Origin of the sequence: Pseudomethylobacillus aquaticus, assembly GCF_003730115.1 — a bacterium.
GTDB lineage: Bacteria > Pseudomonadota > Gammaproteobacteria > Burkholderiales > Methylophilaceae > Pseudomethylobacillus > Pseudomethylobacillus aquaticus.
The window spans coordinates 480685-498505 of record NZ_RJVP01000002.1 but is presented as its reverse complement, the minus strand read 5'-3'; the positions used below and the strand labels follow the sequence as shown (position 1 = coordinate 498505).

Genomic DNA, 17821 nt, shown 5'->3' with positions numbered 1-17821 from the left:
TTTAGGCAATGTCTAAATCTGCCCGTAACGGCGCACTCACCAACTTCCGGAGCTCGTCCGTGCTGTCACGACAACAACAACTTTCCGATTGGCTGTCCCAGGTCCTGGCTGGCGCTGCCTTTGATCTGCAGCCCGCCTCCGCCGATGCCAGCTTCAGACGCTATTTCCGTGTCACGCTCAATGCCCACACGCTGATCGCCATGGATGCCCCGCCCGAACACGAAAACTGCACCCCCTTCATCCATGCATCGGAGATCCTTGCCGACGCCGGCCTGAATGTGCCACATGTGCTGGAACGCAACCTGGAACTGGGCTTTCTGTTGCTGACCGACTTGGGTGACACCACCTACCTGCAAGCCCTGCAGCAGGAGCCGGGCAGCGCCGACAAACTCTACCGCGATGCCAGCCAGGCGCTCATCAAGCTGCAACTGGCTACGCGTGATGGTGTATTTCCGCTGTATGACGACGCCCTGCTAGACCGCGAGATGCAGCTGTTCCCGGACTGGTATCTGCAACGCCATCTCGGCATCACACTGGATACCAAGCAAACAGCCTTGCTCAACGACACCTTCGCCCTGCTCAAGCGCAACATCCTCAGCCAGGCGCAAGTCTTCGTACACCGTGACTACCATGCGCGCAACCTCATGGTATGCGAACTCAATCCCGGCGTACTGGACTTTCAGGATGCCGTGATGGGCGCCATCAGCTATGACCTGGTGTCCCTGTTCAAGGATGCCTACATCCATTGGGAAGAGGATCGTGTGCTGGACTGGGTAGTGCTCTACTGGCAGGCCGCCAAAAAAGCCAGGCTGCCTGTCCCTGCCGATATCGCGGACTTCTACCGCGACTTCGAGTGGATGGGCGTACAGCGTCATCTCAAGGTGCTAGGCATCTTCGCACGCTTGTATCACCGCGACGGCAAGGACGGCTACCTCAAGGACATGCCACTGGTGATGGATTACCTGCGCCGCGCTTGTGCGCGTTATATCGAACTGCGTCCGCTGCTGCACATGCTGAACAAGCTGGAGAACACGCAGGCTCAGGTCGGTTATACCTTTTGATGCGCGCTATGATCCTGGCCGCCGGGCGCGGCGAACGCATGCGTCCACTCACGGACAGCACGCCCAAGCCCCTGCTGCAGGCCGGCGGTCAGCCATTGATCGTCTGGCATCTGCAACGCCTGGCCGCCGCCGGTTTCCATGAAGTGGTCATCAACCACGCTTATCTTGGTGACCAGATCGAGCAATCGCTGGGGAACGGCGCGCGCTGGGGTTTGTCCATTAGATATTCGCCTGAAGTGACGGCGCTGGAGACTGCGGGTGGCATCGCCCATGCCTTGCCGCTACTGGGTGATGCGCCGTTTCTGGTCATCAATGGCGATGTGTACTGTGAGCACCCGCTGACCGGGCTGCAACTCAGCCCGGGAAACTTGGTGCACCTGGTGCTGGTGGACAACCCGCCACAGCATCCGGAAGGCGATTTCTACTTTGAACAGCATCAACTGGAGAGTAGCGGGAAACGCAAACTGACTTTCTCCGGCATCGGGGTCTACCATCCCGCACTATTCGCGGAAGTTGAAGCGGGCAGTGCTGCACGACTTGCGCCCTTGCTGCATCAGGCCATCGCGACACAGCGCGCAAGTGCAGAGCACTACCAAGGCGAGTGGCATGACATTGGCACTCCCGAGCGGCTGTATGCGCTCAATGAAAAATTACAGGCCCAATTACAGCAACCATGACGGATGAACACGTGACCACTGCCTCGTTTGATGCCACACCGTTCCTGCAACGCCGCGCCGCCTTGACAGCCAGCATGGGCACCGGCATCGCCCTGATCCCCACGGCGCCTGAAGCGATACGTAACCGCGACAGCCATTATCGCTACCGTGCAGACAGCTATTTCTATTACCTGACCGGCTTCGACGAACCCGAGGCGGTGCTGATGCTGATCGCAGGTGCCGCACCAAAATCCATCCTGTTCTGCCGCGATAAAGACATGGAACGCGAGATCTGGGACGGCTTCCGTCACGGCCCGGAAGGCGCGCGCGCGCGATTCGGTTTCGACGAAGCCTATTCCATTCATGCGCTGGACGAAATCGCGCTCAAATACCTGGCCAATCAGCCCCAGCTTTATTACAGCCTGGGCGATGCACTCTGGGACACGCGCGTCACAAACTGGTTACAGCAGCTACGTATGCAAGGCCGCAGTGGCCTCGCGGCCCCGGCCAGCATCGTCGATGTGCGTGGCCTGGTCGACGAGATGCGCCTGTATAAATCCGCGTCCGAGATGGCCCTGATGCGCGAAGCCGCCAGCATCTCGGCCAGCGCACACGCGCAGGCCATGCGGGTCACGCGTCCCGGCATGATGGAATACCAGATCGAAGCCGAATTCCTGCACATCTTTCACCGCCATGGCAGTCAGGCACCCGCCTACACCTCCATCGTCGCGGGCGGTGCCAATGCCTGCACCTTGCACTACAACGCCAATAACGCCCGCCTCAGCGATGGCGATCTGCTGCTCATCGACGCTGGCTGCGAACTGGGCGGCTATGCTTCCGACATCACACGCACCTTCCCGGTGAACGGCAAGTTCAGTGGCCCGCAACAAGCCTTGTACGAGATCGTGCTGGCGGCTCAACACGCTGCCATCGCCGCGGTCAAACCGGGCAATCACTGGAACCAGCCTCACGAGGCGGCGCTGGAGGTACTGGTTCAAGGCTTCATCGATGTCGGCCTGTGTCAGGGCAGCAAGGACGGCGTGCTGGAATCCGGGGACTACCGGCGCTTCTATATGCACCGCACTGGCCATTGGCTGGGCCTGGATGTGCACGATGCGGGTGAGTACAAGACGCGCAGCGGCGACTGGCGCCAGCTGGAACCTGGCATGGTGCTGACGGTGGAACCGGGCTGTTATGTGCGCCCCGCCGACAATGTGCCGGAAGCGTTCTGGAACATCGGCATCCGCATCGAAGACGATGCCCATGTCACTGCAGATGGCTGCGAGATCATCACCGCAGCAGCGCCAAAATCAGTGGCGGATATCGAAGCCATCATGCGTGCCGCCCGCGCGTGAAACCGTGCATAAAAAACGTGCATAAAAAACAAGCCAGAAAACCGACCAATGACCCGCAGCACGACTGATATCCCTCACCACATCGTCATCATAGGCGGCGGCCCGGTAGGCGCCACGCTGGCGCTGGCCTTGCAACAACAAGGCCTTGCCAGCACCGTGCTGGAATCGCGTGCGCAAGGTGCCGCACATGCCGATCAGCGCGCGCTGGCCTTGTCGTACGGCAGCCGTTTGATCCTGGAACGGCTTGGAGTCTGGGACGAACTCGCAGCGCAAGCCACTGCCATCAACACCATCCACATCTCACAGCGCGGCAGCTTCGGGCGCACCCTTCTGCAGGCCAGCGAACACGATCAACCCGCACTGGGCTATGTCTTGTCCTACGGTGCATTGAGTGCCGCGCTGGATCGCGCCATCGCTGACGGCGACAGCATCGCTATGCACTATCAGTCAGAGGCCAGCGCCATCCTGCCCGGCCCCAACCATGCACAAGTGAGTTATCGTCAGCAGGACGCGGATAGGCAACTGCAGTGTACACTGGCCGTGCTGGCCGATGGCGGACGCAGCCTGGGTGACATCCCCGGCATGCAGCGCGAAATAGTGGAATACGGCCATGACGCCCTGGTCAGCAAGGTGCAATGCGAATTACCGCATGACAACATCGCCTATGAACGCTTCACCCCTGCCGGGCCGATGGCGCTGCTGCCCAACGGCGCCCGTGACTTCTCGCTGGTGTGGACCGGCAAACAGGATGAAGTCAGCCAGTTGCTGCAACTCTCCGATGCGGCGTTCCTGCAACAGCTGCATGCCAATTTCGGTGATCGCGTCGGACAGTTCCTGCACGTCGGCAAACGCCTGAGTTTTCCGCTGCGACTCGCACACTTGAAACCGGTCACGGCACCGCATCTGGTGGTGATCGGCAATGCCGCACAAACCATGCACCCGGTGGCCGGGCAAGGTTTCAACATCGGTTTGCGCGATGCCTGGGAACTCGCTTCAGTACTGGGCACAGGAGCAGAGTCCGGTAGCGTGACCATGCTGGAACGCTACCGCGAACTGCGCAAAACCGACAGTCAGGGTGGCATGCGTTTCACCGACTTTCTGGTCAAGCTGTTCAACAACAACATCGTCGGCCTGTCCAGCTTGCGTGCGGCCGGGCTGGGCCTGCTGGACCTGGTCCCGCCCGCCAAGGCGCATCTGGTGGAAAAAATGAGCTTCGGAGGCCGGGGATGATCGCACGCGATTTCGATGTCGTCGTGATCGGTGCTGGCCTGGTCGGCAGCGCCTGTGCACTGGCACTGGACGCGCTATCACTGCGTGTCGCACTGCTCTCAGCGCCCCACGCGCCAGCGCAGGCAGAGGCAGGCTGGGACAGCCGCATCTACGCCATCAGTGCTGGCAACCGGGACTGGCTGGAAAGCCTGGGAGTCTGGTCAGAGCTGAACCCTGCGCGCGTCTGCGACGTACAGGACATGCGCGTGTATGGCGACGACCTGGACGCCGCTCTGCATTTCAGTGCTTATGACGCACACCAGATGCATGTATGCAGCATCGTTGAGAACCGCGAATTGCAACAGGCCCTGAACCAGTGCCTGACCAGCAGCGGCGTACAGCAGATCGCGGCTAACGCCATGGGGTTGAAACGCGACAACGGCATCAATACCTTGCAGCTGGAAGATGGCAGCGTGCTGCAAGCGCCATTACTGACAGGCGCGGACGGCGCCAATTCCTGGCTACGTAGCCAGGCCGGCATCTCAGTGCGTGAGCATGATTATCAGCAACTGGGTGTGGTCGCCAACTTCCGTTGCCAATTGCCACATCAACAGACAGCACGGCAATGGTTCAGCCGGGACGGCATCCTCGCCTGGCTACCTTTGCCAGACCAGCATATTTCCATGGTGTGGTCCTGCGATCGCGCGCAGGGGCATCGCCTGATGCAATCAACGGACGAAGCACTGGCCACCCTTGTCGCGGCGGCAGGCGACATGTCACTTGGCGAACTGACACTGGTGACGCCCGCAGCCGCTTTCCCGCTGCAACAGCGCACGGCCAGTGCTCTGGTGCAGCCCGGACTGGCGCTGGTGGGCGATGCCGCGCATGTCATCCACCCGCTGGCGGGCCAGGGCGTCAACCTTGGGTTTCGTGATGTGATCACGCTATGCGACACCCTGGCGCAACGCGAAAAGATGCGCAGCCTGGCTGATCTGACGCTGTTACGTCGCTATGAGCGTGCCCGCAAAACCGATATGCTGGCGCAGCGCTGGGTGACGCACGGCTTGTTCAGCCTGTTCGCCAGCGAACGGCCTACACTACGCACTTTGCGCAATCAGGGCTTGCGCCTGACCGACCGTTACAGCCTGCTGAAGCAGCAACTGATACGCCAAGCCAGCCGTTAAGCCAGCGCCTCAACCCCCTACTGATCGATTGCGAACCCCATGACACTCAACCACAAAGGAAACGCCATGCTGCTACTGGCAAAACTCACCGCACTTCTCTTCACTGCCAGCCTGTTTCTGGGCGCGGCCCATGCGGATGAGGCCAGTCTGCGCAAGACCATCGAAACCACTTACCCGAAAGTGAGCATAGACAGCATCAAGAAGACCACCTATGGCGGTTTGTATGAAGTGTTCCTGAATGGCCAGATCGTCTATACCGATGAGAAATTCAGCTTCATGATTGCCGAAGGTCGCCTGATCGACCCGAAAAGCAAGCGTGATGTGACCAGTGAACGCATGGAAGAACTGACCCGCGTGGACTTCTCCAGCCTGCCACTGGAGCAGGCCATCAAAGTGGTCAAGGGTAACGGCAGCCGTAAAGTGGTGGTGTTCTCAGACCCGGATTGCCCATTCTGCAAGCGTCTGGAACAGAACGAGCTGAGCGCGATCAATGACGTGACCATCTACACCTTCCTGTATCCGCTGGAGCAACTGCACCCGGACGCCAGCAACAAATCCAAAGCGATCTGGTGCGCACCAGATCGCGCACGTGCCTGGAACGACTGGATATTCAACAACCAGCTGCCTAAAACCAGCGCCAGTTGCGATACACCGATCGCCAAGGTAGCCGATCTGGCACGCAAACTGAACGTCAGCAGCACCCCGACATTGGTGTTCGCGAATGGCAAACGCATGCTTGGCGCTTACCCGGCAAAAGACATCGAACAGGCCATGAACGAGGCCCAAAACAGCAAAAAATAAGCCATAAAAACCACTTGACTTCTAGGATTAATACACGTAAAAAAGCGTTCAGGCGTTTGAGTTCGAACTATATGTAGCCGGCATACCGACTTAAGTGTTTGAAATACAAACTTTTTGGGGACGCCTCCTCAACTCAGTAAGGATGTAAGAAATGGCAACTGGTACCGTCAAGTGGTTTAACGATGCTAAGGGTTTTGGTTTCATTACTCCGGACGATGGTGGCGATGATCTGTTCGCTCACTTCTCCGCGATCGTAGAAGCCGGCTACAAGAGCCTCAAGGAAGGTCAACGCGTGAGCTTTGACGTGACCGAAGGCCCGAAAGGCAAACAAGCCTCCAACATCCAGAAGGCCTGAAGCTTCTGGAGGGCCCTCAAGCTCACAGCTTTAAGAATCACTGCCTTAAAAAATACGACCCGATGGGATCACTTCCACCGGGTCGTCGTCTTTTGTAGGGTGCATCTATAGCCCACACCGTTGCGGATGCCGGCAAACCACCTTACATATGCTGGCTTACATATGCTTGATGATTTCCTGACCGAATTGCAGCGTGCCCACTTGGGTAGCGCCTTGCATCTGGGATGAGAAATCATGGGTGACATGCTTGGCCGCGATAGCCTTAGCCACGCCACCGATCACCAGATCAGCCGCCTCCACCCAGCCCATGTGACGCAACATCATCTCGGCTGACAGAATCAGCGAGCTTGGGTTGGCGATATCCTTGCCAGCGATCTTGGGCGCCGTGCCGTGTGTGGCTTCGAACATGGCGACGGTATCCGACAAGTTGGCACCTGGCGCGATGCCGATACCACCCACTTGGGCAGCCAGCGCATCGGACATGTAGTCGCCGTTGAGATTGAGGGTTGCCACGACATCATAATCAGCCGGATGCAGCAGGATCTCCTGCAAGAAGGCATCAGCGATGCAATCCTTGATGATGATGCCATTCGGCAACTTGCACCATGGGCCACCGTCGATCTCCACCGCACCGAATTCCTGCTTGGCGATCTCGTAACCCCAGGTCTTGAAGCCACCTTCGGTGAACTTCATGATATTGCCCTTGTGGGCGATGGTCAGCGACTTGCGGTTGTTATCGATGGCGTACTGGATAGCCTTGCGCACCAAACGCTTGCTGCCGTCCACGGACACCGGCTTGATGCCGATGGCCGAAGATTCAGGGAAGCGGATCTTCTTGCGCACGCCCATATCACTCAGGAAGTTGATGACCTTCTTTACTTCGTCCGTGCCGGCCGCCCATTCGATACCGGCATAGATATCTTCGGTATTCTCACGGAAGATCACCATGTTGGTCAGCTCCGGATGCTTGAGCGGGCTGGGCACACCTTCGAAATACTGGATAGGCCGCAGGCAGACGTACAGATCGAGTTCCTGACGCAGGGTCACGTTCAGGGAACGGATGCCACCCCCCACTGGCGTGGTCAGCGGGCCCTTGATTGAGATCACATAGTCACGCACCGCCTGCATGGTCTCTTCCGGCAACCAGGCATTCTCGCCATACACCTTGGTGGATTTTTCACCAGCAAACACTTCCATCCAGGCGATCTTGCGCTCACCGCCATAGGCCTTGGCCACAGCGGCATCGACCACCTGCAGCATGGCCGGGGTGATATCAACGCCGATGCCATCTCCTTCAATAAATGGGATAATCGGCTGTGCCGGGATATTCAGGGAGTTGTCAGCGTTGACGGTGATCTTTTCACCATGCTGAGGGATGCTAATTTTTGACATCGTGCTGGTCCTGTTCAAGGGCTAATGTGGGGAATTCGATTTACCAAGTCTATGCTCGTACTCTTCAATAAACCTTATGGGGTGGTCTGCCAGTTCAGCGCTCATGACAACCACCAGACACTCAAAGACTACGTTCCACTGCCCGATGTGTATGCAGCCGGGAGGCTGGATACGGACAGTGAAGGTTTGCTTATTCTAACCGATGACGGTGCCCTGCAACATCGGCTCTCGCATCCCAGACACAAAGAAACCAAGACCTATTGGGTGCAAGTGGAAGGCGCGCCTGACGATGCCGACCTGCAACCCTTGCGCCTGGGCGTCGACCTCGGCGATTACATTTCACAACCCGCTCAGGTTCGCATCATCGACCAACCGCCAGCGCTTTGGCCGCGCACGCCACCTATCCGTGAGCGCCAGTCCATCCCCACCAGCTGGCTGGAGATCCGCATCCACGAAGGCAAGAACCGCCAGGTGCGTCGCATGACCGCCAAGGTCGGCTTTCCCACTCTGCGTCTGATCCGTTATGCCATCGGCGCTCACACCCTCTCCGGGCTCGCACCCGGCACCTGGAAGATACTGCCATGAAACCTGTCCTCATCGTGCAACACGCCCTCACCGAAGGGCCTGGCTACCTGGCCGACTTCCTCGACCAGCAAGCCATCGCCTGGCAACTGCTGCGCATCGACCAGGGCGACATGCCACCCGCCTCCATCCAGAGTCACAGCGGCCTGGTATTGATGGGTGGCCCGATGAGCGTCAACGACGACCTGCCCTGGATCGCGCCAGTGCTGGCTCTGATCCGCGAAGCCGCCATGCTGGATATCCCGCTACTCGGCCATTGCCTGGGCGGCCAACTCATCAGCAAGGCACTTGGCGGCAGCGTAGCTGCCAACCCGGTGAAAGAGATAGGCTGGGGCCAGGTCCACCTGGTCGACCATGATGCAGGCAGGCACTGGTTTGGGGCACACCAACAGTTCGATGTGTTCCACTGGCATGGCGAAACCTTTACCCTGCCTGCTGGTGCCACGTTATTGCTGTCCAGCGCACATTGCCCACACCAGGCTTACAGTCTGGGTAAGCATGTAGCGTTCCAGTGTCATATCGAAATGACCGCCGACATGGTACGTAGCTGGTGCGAAGTCGGCAGTGAGGAAGTAGAAGCTGCCAGTGACAGCCCGGGCGTGCAATCCATCGCCGCGATGCAGCTGGACCTGCCACAACGCGTGTTCCAGCTCAACCAGATCGCCCACGGCGTCTACACGCAGTGGATCAAGGGCTTGCCGCCAGGCTGAGTCGGCGATTATGGTAAACTTTCGCCTCTTAATAGACGCATAACGAGACTGGCATGTCCGGCAACACCCTAGGCACTCTGTTCACCCTGACTTCTTTCGGCGAATCCCACGGCGCGGCCATCGGCGGCATCGTGGACGGCTGCCCACCGGGGCTGGAGATCAGCGAAGCGGACTTGCAGATCGACCTGGACCGCCGCAAGCCCGGCACTTCGCGTCATGTTACCCAGCGCAAGGAACCGGATGAAGTCGAGATCCTGTCCGGCGTGTTCGAAGGCAAAACCACGGGTGCGCCTATCGGCTTCATCATCCGCAACCAGGACCAGCGCAGCCAGGACTACGGCAAGATCGCCGACACCTTTCGTCCCGGTCACGCTGATTACACCTACTGGCAAAAATACGGTATCCGCGATTACCGCGGCGGTGGCCGCTCCAGCGCCCGCGAGACCGCCGTGCGCGTGGCCGCTGGCGCCATCGCCAAGAAATGGCTGAAACAGCGCTATGGCGTGACCATACGCGGCTACATGAGCCAACTGGGCGAGATCGACGTGCCGTTCCAGAACTGGGAAGCCGTGAGCCAGAACCCGTTCTTCGCCGCCAATCTGGATATCGTGCCGCAACTGGAAGCCTACCTGGACACCATACGCGCAGAACGTGACTCGGTGGGCGCACGCATCACCGTCGTTGCCGAAGGCGTACCCGTAGGTTGGGGCGAACCTGTGTTCGACCGCCTGGACGCCGAGATCGCTTACGCCATGATGAACATCAACGCCGTCAAAGGCGTAGAGATCGGCAGCGGCTTTGCCAGCGTGGCGCAGCGTGGCTCGGTGCATTCCGACGAAATGACCCCGCAAGGCTTCGTCAGCAACCATGCCGGCGGTATCCTGGGTGGCATCTCCACCGGTCAGGACATCATCGCCAACGTGGCGCTGAAACCCACTTCCAGCATCCCGCAAGAACGCCGCTCCATCGACAAGCACGGCAATGCCGTGATGATGCAAACCACTGGGCGTCATGACCCATGTGTGGGCGTGCGTGCCACACCCATCGTCGAAGCCATGCTGGCACTGGTGCTGGCTGACCATGCCTTGCGCCACCGTGCCCAATGTGCGGATGTGGCCTGTGACACGCCCAAGCTGTAAACCCGGCAAGCACCGCTAAGCACGCTCATCATGCAGGCCTTGCCCTACTGGCGTCTGTCCGGCTTCTATTTTGCCTATTTCGGCTTCGTAGGCGCGTTCACGCCGTTCTGGACGCTGTATCTCAAATCGCTGTCGTTCACGGCGTTCCAGATCGCCATCCTGATGTCCTTGTTCCAGGTGGCGCGCAGCTTCTCGCCCAGCTTGTGGGGCTGGCTGGCTGACCATACCGGCCAGCGTACACGCATCATCCAGTGGCTGGCGGGCCTGAGCCTGCTATCCTACCTGGGCGTGTTCTTCGGCGAAAGTTATGCCTGGCTGTTCGTGGTGATGCTGCTGTTGAGCTTCTTCTGGAGTGCTTCACTACCGCTCATCGAGGCCACCACCATGGGGCACCTGGGTGACCAGCTGGACCGTTACGGGCATATCCGCCTGTGGGGCTCCATCGGCTTCATCGGCGCCGTCATAGCACTGGGCTATCTGGTTGAACACACCGGCATCCGCAGCCTGCTGTGGGTGATCCTGGGCCTGCTGGCACTGGTGTGGCTGTTGTCCTGGCATCTGTTCGACCCGCTGCCGCGCGCGCATGCCAGCGAGCATGCTTCTCTGTGGGATATCATCAAGCGCCGCGAAGTACTGGGCCTGCTGGCCGCCTGCTTTGCCATGGCCGCCAGCCACGGGGCTTATTACACCTTCTATTCCATCTATCTGGTCGAGCACGGCTATAGCGCTGACACCATAGGCTGGTTGTGGGGCCTGGGCGTGCTGTGCGAGATCCTCATCTTCCTGGCCATGCCGCGCCTGACTGCACGCTTCGGGCTACGCAACATCATGCTGGCCAGCTTGGCTTTGGCGGTGATCCGTTTTGTCACCATAGGCTGGGCCGTGGATATCGTCTGGGTCATCGTGCTGGCACAAACCCTGCACGCCGCCACCTTCGGCACTTACCATGCCACCGCGGTGGCACTTACGCACCGTTACTTCAAAGGCAAGCACCAGTCCAAGGGACAAGGTCTTTACACCAGCATCTCCTACGGCGTGGGCGGCACCTTTGGCGCGGTGATGTCAGGGTTTGCGTGGGATAGCGTCGGGCCTGCCTGGACCTACACCTTCTCGGCAACTTGCGCGCTGCTGGGCGCACTGGCATTCGCCAGACTGATGCCACGCAGCGACCAAACCTAGGCTTGCTCTAGCCTTGCGTGGCTTGCCAATGCACATACCCACCACAGCCTAGGCTAGTGACAGACATGCACTTTTGCTGCTAGCGAAACTTCTCCAGACGATTCAGATAGATCTGGAAAGAGTCCAACGGGGAGACTTCGGCAGCCTTGCGTGCGTATTCAATTGCCTTGGGAAGATCACCCAGGGCATGGAATGCCATACTGAGGGATTTATAGTAATTTGGGTTTTTGGGTTCGTGCGCAACCAGTTCACCATGCAAGGCAATACTGCGCTGATGCATCTCCAGATTCTGCGCAATCTTGGCCTCCATTTTCTTGATTTCCAGCGGCACCCGCTCCAATTCAAGCAAAGGCTGCAAAGCAGTCAAGGCCTGCTGATACTGCTCGATCCGCAACAAGGATCGCCCTAACAAGTGGGCCACCTTCAGAGGTTGCAGACCCTTATCCCTAGCCTCAGCCCAGACTGCCGCCACTTGTCGCCAGTTATTATTGAGTTCATGCGTACGGGCACGCGCCATGTATACCGTAATGTCATCCTCAACATAATGCCGCAATCGTTCTGCATACATTTGTGCAGATGCACTAGCTTCGTAACGGTTCAAGGCCTCAATGGCATAGAGATTCTCTTCATCCCAGGAAGTGAATGGCCGAACCGCTTGCAACACCTGCTGAGTCGCCGCATCACGGTCCTGTGCCGCATGAAAGCACTCAGCAATGGCCAGCTGGATAAAGAATTTTTCGCGTGACTCGTTGACGTCAGCAGCGGCCGATCTTAACTTGTCGATGACGGTGGCAAACAACTGCGACTGCACAAGCACAGGCGCTGACTGACGGATATCAGAGAGAAAAATATTGTCCGAAAAATAGATACGCCGGAAAGAGATCGTGTCCAGCATGAAGTCGAGCTCAGAACTGAGCTTGAGATGTGCGTCTACCAGCTTAAGCCAAGCGCGCGCCACGAGATCAGCGTCCTGCAGCCGGACAGCCTCATGAAGCAATGCCCGATAGGATGAGTCGTACACCACGATCTGGCTGTCCAGAAATTTTTCCAGCAACCACTTAGCCACAGTACGCTTCGCTCTGACTTTGTTAGCTAGAATCAGCTCCACCTGTATATGCTGCTTTCGAGCCGCATACATCTGTTTTTGAGCCAAGCCCAAGTCCAGTTGATTTTTCAGCAGAGCCATAAGCATGCGCGAGGACATACCAAGCTTGGCAAGTGACAGCAAAGTGGCATGTCCCGTATGCGGCAATACCATGGTCTGGATCGGCCGGAGTTTCTTCAGTGCTTCCACATGTCGTTTATCTTCATCCCTCGGATCGTAAACGATGATGATGTCAGCGGTGCGGGAGATGCGAGCCTCCAGATCGTCGTGCACATAGCCTAGCTCATTCTCAATGCGCAGCCGTTCGATGTCCCAGCGCATTTCCTGCACGTCTTCATCCGGCTGGATGGAAAACTGGGGAGAGAACGCCAGCACCACGTCCGCGCCTACATTCGCTGACGTCAGCAAGGAAGCATAACCACCCATGCTAGCTCCATAACTTATCCGCTTCGGAAACGGCGCAGTGAAGGCGCGAATAGCCTGCTCGGCCTGTTCGAGATCTTCATACTGGTACCAGTCCGTAGCGCGACAGGCCAGCGAAACGCAGTTCAGTCCATATTTCTCGGCAAATACACGAGCGAATGGAAGCCGACAAAGTGTTCCAGCAGAAAAAGCGATGATGATGGGGGCGTTAGGATCAAAAACCACAGCACTGGCATGCAGATTCCGGCTGACATAGACATCCTGAATCTGGGGCAAGGTTGGGACACTCATTTCATAAACCTTTCAAACATGAGACTGGCGACATGCTGGACAGGCAGTCTCAAGCGATCACAACGGATAGCTCGGATATGTTTTGCCGTTAACAACCAACGAGCACCATCATAGCTGATTTTTCGGAGGGATTATAAAAGCACACTGCCGTGCGGCGCGATGCCAAATACACAGTATCGAAGCAGCAAAGAGCTTACCTTAGGCGCGCTCCTGATGCTCGATCGGCGCATAGGCAGCGTGGTTGTGGACGGATGAGGAGTGGCACGCCTGAGCGGCGGAGCGGGCAGCCCGTAGAGGCGACCCGCGCAGGTGGGCAATTTCGAATCAGTGCTTTTCAGTACGCTTGTCGCGTTCGATCAGAGCATAAGCAGAGTGATTGTGGATGGATGAGGAGTGGCACGCCAGAGCGGCGGAGCGGGCAGCCCGTAGGGGCGACCCGCGCAGGTGGGCAATTTCGAATCAGTGCTTTTCAGTACGCTTGTCGCGTTCGATCAGAGCATAAGCAGAGTGATTGTGGATGGATTCGAAATTCTCCGACTCCACCACATAGGCGTCAATACGCGGCTCGGCGTTCAACTGTGCCGCCACGTCACGCACCATGTCCTCGACGAACTTCGGGTTATCGTAAGCATATTCGGTCACGTACTTTTCGTCCGGACGCTTGAGCAAGCCGTACAGTTCGCTGGAAGCCTGCGTCTCCACCATGCGAATCAGTTCTTCCACCCAGATGAAATCGTTGATCAGCGCGGTGATGGTGACGTGTGAGCGCTGGTTGTGCGCGCCGTAGTTGGAGATCTTCTTGGAACACGGGCACAGGCTGGTGACCGGCACCATGACCTTGACGGTGATCTCGAACTTGCCTTTTTTGATCTCGCCTATGAAGGTGACTTCGTAGTCGAGCAGGCTGCGCACGCCGGAGACTGGCGCGGCTTTGTCGATGAAGTATGGGAAGGTCATTTCCACATGACCGGCTTCGGCTTCCAGGCGCGAGACCATCTCGCGCAGTATGGTTTCGAAGGAGTCGATGGAGATGGCGCGTTCGTTCATGTTGAGGATCTCAACAAAACGCGACATGTGCGTGCCCTTGAAGTTGTGCGGCAGGTGCACGTACATATTGAACATGGCCACGGTGTGCTGCTCGCCGCCGGATTTGTCCTTGACCTTGACCGGATGACGGATGGATTTGATGCCCACTTTGTCGATGGCCAGGTGGCGTTTGTCGGGCGTGTTTTGTACGTCTTCGATCATCAGATCTACAGGTTGATTCATGGCTGGCATGCTTTCAATGGCTGGCATTTAATAGTTGAGTTTAACACTAGGTTAATTTTTTCTCAATTGAGGCGAGGATGCCTTGCGCGTTGAGACCGCAATCCGCCAGCATGGTTTCATGCACACCGTGCTCGATGAACTGATCCGGCAAGCCCAGGCAAAGCGCCTCCACGGTGAGCTGCATGGCTTGCAAAGCCTCCAGCACTGCGGTACCGGCACCACCGCTCAAGGTGTTCTCTTCCACGGTCACCAATAATTTATGGCTGATGGCAAGTTGCGCGATGAGTGCCGTATCCAGCGGTTTCACAAAGCGCATGTTGACCACCGTGGCATCCAGTGGCTCAGCCGCCTGCAAAGCCGCAGGCAACAGGCTGCCAAACACCAGCAGCGCCACGTTTTTGCCCTGACGACGCAGTTCAGCACGGCCGATCGGCAAGGTGGTCAGTGCATGGTCTATGCTCACACCGGGGCCACCACCACGCGGATAACGTACTGCCGTCGGGCCGTCATGCCGGTAAGCCGTGGTCAGCATCTGCCGGCATTCGTTCTCGTCGGCAGGCGTCATCACCACCATATTCGGGATGCAGCGCAGGTAGGTCAGATCGAAGCTGCCCGCGTGCGTAGGCCCGTCCGCACCGACCAGACCACCCCGGTCGATGGCGAACATCACCGGCAGGTTCTGCAAGGCGATGTCATGGATCAGCTGGTCGTAGGCACGTTGCAGGAAGGTGGAATAAATCGCCACCACCGGCTTCAGGCCTTCACAGGCCATACCGGCGGCAAAGGTCAGCGCATGCTGCTCGGCGATACCGACATCGAAATAGCGCGTCGGGAACTGCTCGGCAAAACGGTTGAGACCAGAACCATCGCACATGGCGGGCGTGACACCGATCAGCTTGTCGTCCGCTGCAGCCATATCCACCAGCCAGTCAGCGAACACCTGCGTGTAGGTCTTGGTGGCACTGGCACTCACCGCACAGCCATTGCTAGGGTCGAACTTGCCCACGCCATGGAACTTGCCGGGGTTGTCCTCAGCCGGTTGGAAGCCATGGCCTTTTTGAGTGACCACATGCAGGAACTGCGGCCCCTTGAGCTGACGGATATTGCTCAGTGTGGTGACCAGCGTGTCGAGGTCATGGCCGTCGATGGGGCCGATGTAGTTGAACCCGAATTCCTCGAACAGGGTACCGGGCGTCATCATGCCCTTCATGTGCTCTTCTGCACGTTTGGCGAAATTCAGCACTGGCGGCACCACGCCCAGCACTTTCTCGCTGGAACGGCGCATGCGGTCATAGAACTTGCCAGACAGCAGCTTGGCCAGGTAATTCTGCAAAGCCCCCACGTTAGGCGAGATCGACATGTCGTTGTCGTTGAGGATGACCAGCAGGTTGGCATCCATGGCACCCGCGTTATTCAGCGCTTCGAAGGCCATGCCGGCGGTCATGGCGCCATCACCGATGATGGCCACCGAGCGCCGTTCGGAGCCAGCCTGTTGCGCAGCGACCGCCATACCCAGCGCCGCCGAGATGGAGGTGCTGGAATGGCCGGTGCCGAAGGTGTCGTAAGGGCTTTCATGACGGCGCGGGAAACCTGCGATACCACCAGGCTTGCGCAGGGCGCGCATGGCTTCACGGCGGCCAGTGAGTATCTTATGCGGGTAAGTTTGATGGCCCACATCCCACACCAGCCGGTCTTCCGGGGTATCGAACACATAATGCAAGGCGATGGTGAGTTCCACCACGCCCAGGTTAGAGGACAGATGTCCGCCGGTCTGCGCCACGCTGTCGATGACGAAAGCACGCAACTCTTCTGCTAGGGCTGGCAGTTGACGGCGCTCCAGCGCGCGCAGTTGCTGTGGATCATTGATGGTGTCGAGTAATGAAGTCATACGCGCCGCTCAAAAACTACGCTGGGTGATGAATTGCGCCAGCTGACGCAGTCGTGTGGCACCCGCCCCTTCGTGCTGCAAGGCGCTGATCGCCTCATCATGCAGCTCTTTGGCCAAAGCGCGCGCGCGCGGCAGGCCAAGAATGGTGACATAAGTGGGTTTGTTGCTATCGGCATCCTTGCCGGCCGTTTTGCCCAGCGTGGCGGTGTCGGCCTCGGCATCCAGGATATCGTCCACCACCTGGAAGGCCAGACCGATGGCCTCGGCGTAACGACTCACCGCCTTGACGCGCAGCGGGTCCACCACCGCTGCAGAGTAAACGCCCAGCAAGGCAGCGGCACGGATCAGTGCGCCAGTCTTGTGGATGTGCATGTACTCGAGCTCGGTCTGGGTCAATGCCTGCCCCACACTCTGCAGGTCGATGGCCTGACCGCCCGCCATGCCGCGTGAACCGCTGGCCACTGCCAGCAGCTGCACCATCTGCAGCTGTTGCTCAGGCGCCAGACCCAGGCCAGGCTCGGCCAGTAGCTGGAACGCCAGCGTCTGCAGAGCATCGCCCACCAGCAGCGCCGTGGCATCGTCATACTGCTTGTGACAGGAGGGTTTGCCGCGACGCAAATCGTCATCGTCCATGCACGGCATGTCATCGTGCACGAGTGAGTAAGCGTGGATCAGTTCGACCGCTGAGGCAGCCCGCTCGGCCAGGGCGGCATCCGCACCCGACAGTTCGGCGGCGGCATGTGCCAGCAAGGCCCGCACGCGCTTGCCTCCGCCCAGCACGGCATAGCGCATGGCCTGATGCAGGCGTTGCGGGGCGATGTCAGCGCCAGGCAGAAAGCCGTCCAGCACCTGCTCCATGCGCTGCTGTATGGTCAGTGACCACTCCAGGAAGGAACGGTCAGGCATCACGTGCATCACCACCATTGAACGGACTCAACTGATTGGCTTCATTCAGCACACGTACCTGTTGCTCGACTTCGGCCAGCGCCTGCTGACAGAAACCCAGCAATTCGGCACCGCGCTTGTAGGCGGTCAGCGATTGCTCCAGCGGCAACTGGCCGGATTCCATTTGCGCCACCAGGCGCTCCAGCTCGGCCATGGCCGATTCAAAGGTGGGGGCAGCCAGGTTTTCTGGCGCTAGTTTTTCTGTCGCTAGATGTTTAGTCATAGAGGAAAGGTTCGGAGATAACGACTCATGGAAAAGATATTTGCATCCATGCGG

The 17821-nt window shown here is 58.6% G+C and carries 17 protein-coding genes; 11 read left to right on the top strand and 6 right to left on the bottom strand.

Annotated elements, in window-relative coordinates; genetic code table 11:
* The first annotated feature begins 8 nt into the window (after nucleotides 1–8).
* The 7 genes from ED236_RS06140 to ED236_RS06110 all read left to right on the top strand — a co-directional run bounded on the left by ED236_RS06140 (nucleotide 9) and on the right by ED236_RS06110 (nucleotide 6621).
* Nucleotides 9–1061, top strand: a complete 1053-nt coding sequence (locus tag ED236_RS06140; protein WP_123237046.1) for an aminoglycoside phosphotransferase family protein — start codon at nucleotides 9–11, stop codon at nucleotides 1059–1061.
* Nucleotides 1061–1738, top strand: a complete 678-nt coding sequence (gene murU / locus ED236_RS06135) for an N-acetylmuramate alpha-1-phosphate uridylyltransferase MurU (protein ID WP_123237045.1) — start codon at nucleotides 1061–1063, stop codon at nucleotides 1736–1738. The genes ED236_RS06140 and murU overlap by 1 nt, the downstream gene beginning before the upstream one ends.
* Nucleotides 1739–1749: 11 nt before the next feature.
* Nucleotides 1750–3072 (top strand): aminopeptidase P N-terminal domain-containing protein, encoded by a 1323-nt coding sequence (locus tag ED236_RS06130; RefSeq protein ID WP_420820415.1) that lies wholly within the window; start codon nucleotides 1750–1752, stop codon nucleotides 3070–3072.
* A 48-nt stretch (nucleotides 3073–3120) separates the two neighbouring features.
* Nucleotides 3121–4302 carry an FAD-dependent monooxygenase gene (locus ED236_RS06125; RefSeq protein WP_123237043.1) on the top strand — a complete coding sequence of 394 codons (1182 nt, stop codon included), beginning with the start codon at nucleotides 3121–3123 and terminating at the stop codon, nucleotides 4300–4302.
* Nucleotides 4299–5465, top strand: a complete 1167-nt coding sequence (locus ED236_RS06120) for a UbiH/UbiF family hydroxylase (protein ID WP_123237042.1) — start codon at nucleotides 4299–4301, stop codon at nucleotides 5463–5465. The genes ED236_RS06125 and ED236_RS06120 overlap by 4 nt, the downstream gene beginning before the upstream one ends.
* A gap of 66 nt (nucleotides 5466–5531) precedes the next feature.
* Nucleotides 5532–6266, top strand: coding sequence for a DsbC family protein (locus ED236_RS06115; RefSeq protein WP_123237041.1), 735 nt, complete (start codon nucleotides 5532–5534; stop codon nucleotides 6264–6266).
* A gap of 151 nt (nucleotides 6267–6417) precedes the next feature.
* Nucleotides 6418–6621, top strand: coding sequence for a cold-shock protein (locus ED236_RS06110; protein ID WP_123237040.1), 204 nt, complete (start codon nucleotides 6418–6420; stop codon nucleotides 6619–6621).
* A gap of 156 nt (nucleotides 6622–6777) precedes the next feature.
* On the opposite strand, the gene icd is transcribed toward ED236_RS06110, so the two are convergent.
* Nucleotides 6778–8013, bottom strand: coding sequence for an NADP-dependent isocitrate dehydrogenase (gene icd, locus ED236_RS06105; RefSeq protein WP_123237039.1), 1236 nt, complete (start codon nucleotides 8011–8013; stop codon nucleotides 6778–6780).
* Between the two features lie 51 nt (nucleotides 8014–8064).
* On the opposite strand from icd, the gene ED236_RS06100 reads away from it, so the two are divergent.
* From ED236_RS06100 to ED236_RS06085, 4 genes are read left to right on the top strand one after another with little or no spacing between them, the layout of a single operon-like run.
* Nucleotides 8065–8598, top strand: a complete 534-nt coding sequence (locus ED236_RS06100; RefSeq protein ID WP_123237038.1) for a pseudouridine synthase — start codon at nucleotides 8065–8067, stop codon at nucleotides 8596–8598.
* Entirely contained in the window at nucleotides 8595–9305 is a 711-nt protein-coding gene (locus ED236_RS06095) for a type 1 glutamine amidotransferase (protein ID WP_123237037.1), read from the top strand. The genes ED236_RS06100 and ED236_RS06095 overlap by 4 nt, the downstream gene beginning before the upstream one ends.
* Before the next feature lie 53 nt (nucleotides 9306–9358).
* On the top strand, nucleotides 9359–10444 hold the full coding sequence (gene aroC, locus ED236_RS06090; RefSeq protein ID WP_123237036.1) for a chorismate synthase: 1086 nt from the start codon (nucleotides 9359–9361) through the stop codon (nucleotides 10442–10444).
* Between the two features lie 30 nt (nucleotides 10445–10474).
* Nucleotides 10475–11623, top strand: coding sequence for an MFS transporter (locus ED236_RS06085; protein WP_123237035.1), 1149 nt, complete (start codon nucleotides 10475–10477; stop codon nucleotides 11621–11623).
* Nucleotides 11624–11702: 79 nt separating this feature from the next.
* Here ED236_RS06085 and ED236_RS06080 read toward each other — a convergent pair whose 3' ends face one another.
* The 5 genes from ED236_RS06080 to ED236_RS06060 form a co-directional block, all read right to left on the bottom strand.
* On the bottom strand, nucleotides 11703–13442 hold the full coding sequence (locus ED236_RS06080; protein ID WP_123237034.1) for a tetratricopeptide repeat protein: 1740 nt from the start codon (nucleotides 13440–13442) through the stop codon (nucleotides 11703–11705).
* A 459-nt stretch (nucleotides 13443–13901) separates the two neighbouring features.
* Nucleotides 13902–14711, bottom strand: coding sequence for a GTP cyclohydrolase FolE2 (gene folE2, locus ED236_RS06075; protein ID WP_123237149.1), 810 nt, complete (start codon nucleotides 14709–14711; stop codon nucleotides 13902–13904).
* 46 nt (nucleotides 14712–14757) lie between these two features.
* Nucleotides 14758–16599, bottom strand: coding sequence for a 1-deoxy-D-xylulose-5-phosphate synthase (gene dxs / locus ED236_RS06070; protein WP_123237033.1), 1842 nt, complete (start codon nucleotides 16597–16599; stop codon nucleotides 14758–14760).
* Nucleotides 16600–16608: 9 nt separating this feature from the next.
* Entirely contained in the window at nucleotides 16609–17505 is an 897-nt protein-coding gene (locus ED236_RS06065; protein ID WP_123237148.1) for a polyprenyl synthetase family protein, read from the bottom strand.
* Entirely contained in the window at nucleotides 17498–17767 is a 270-nt protein-coding gene (locus ED236_RS06060; RefSeq protein ID WP_123237032.1) for an exodeoxyribonuclease VII small subunit, read from the bottom strand. The genes ED236_RS06065 and ED236_RS06060 overlap by 8 nt, the downstream gene beginning before the upstream one ends.
* Between the last annotated feature and the right edge of the window lie 54 nt (nucleotides 17768–17821).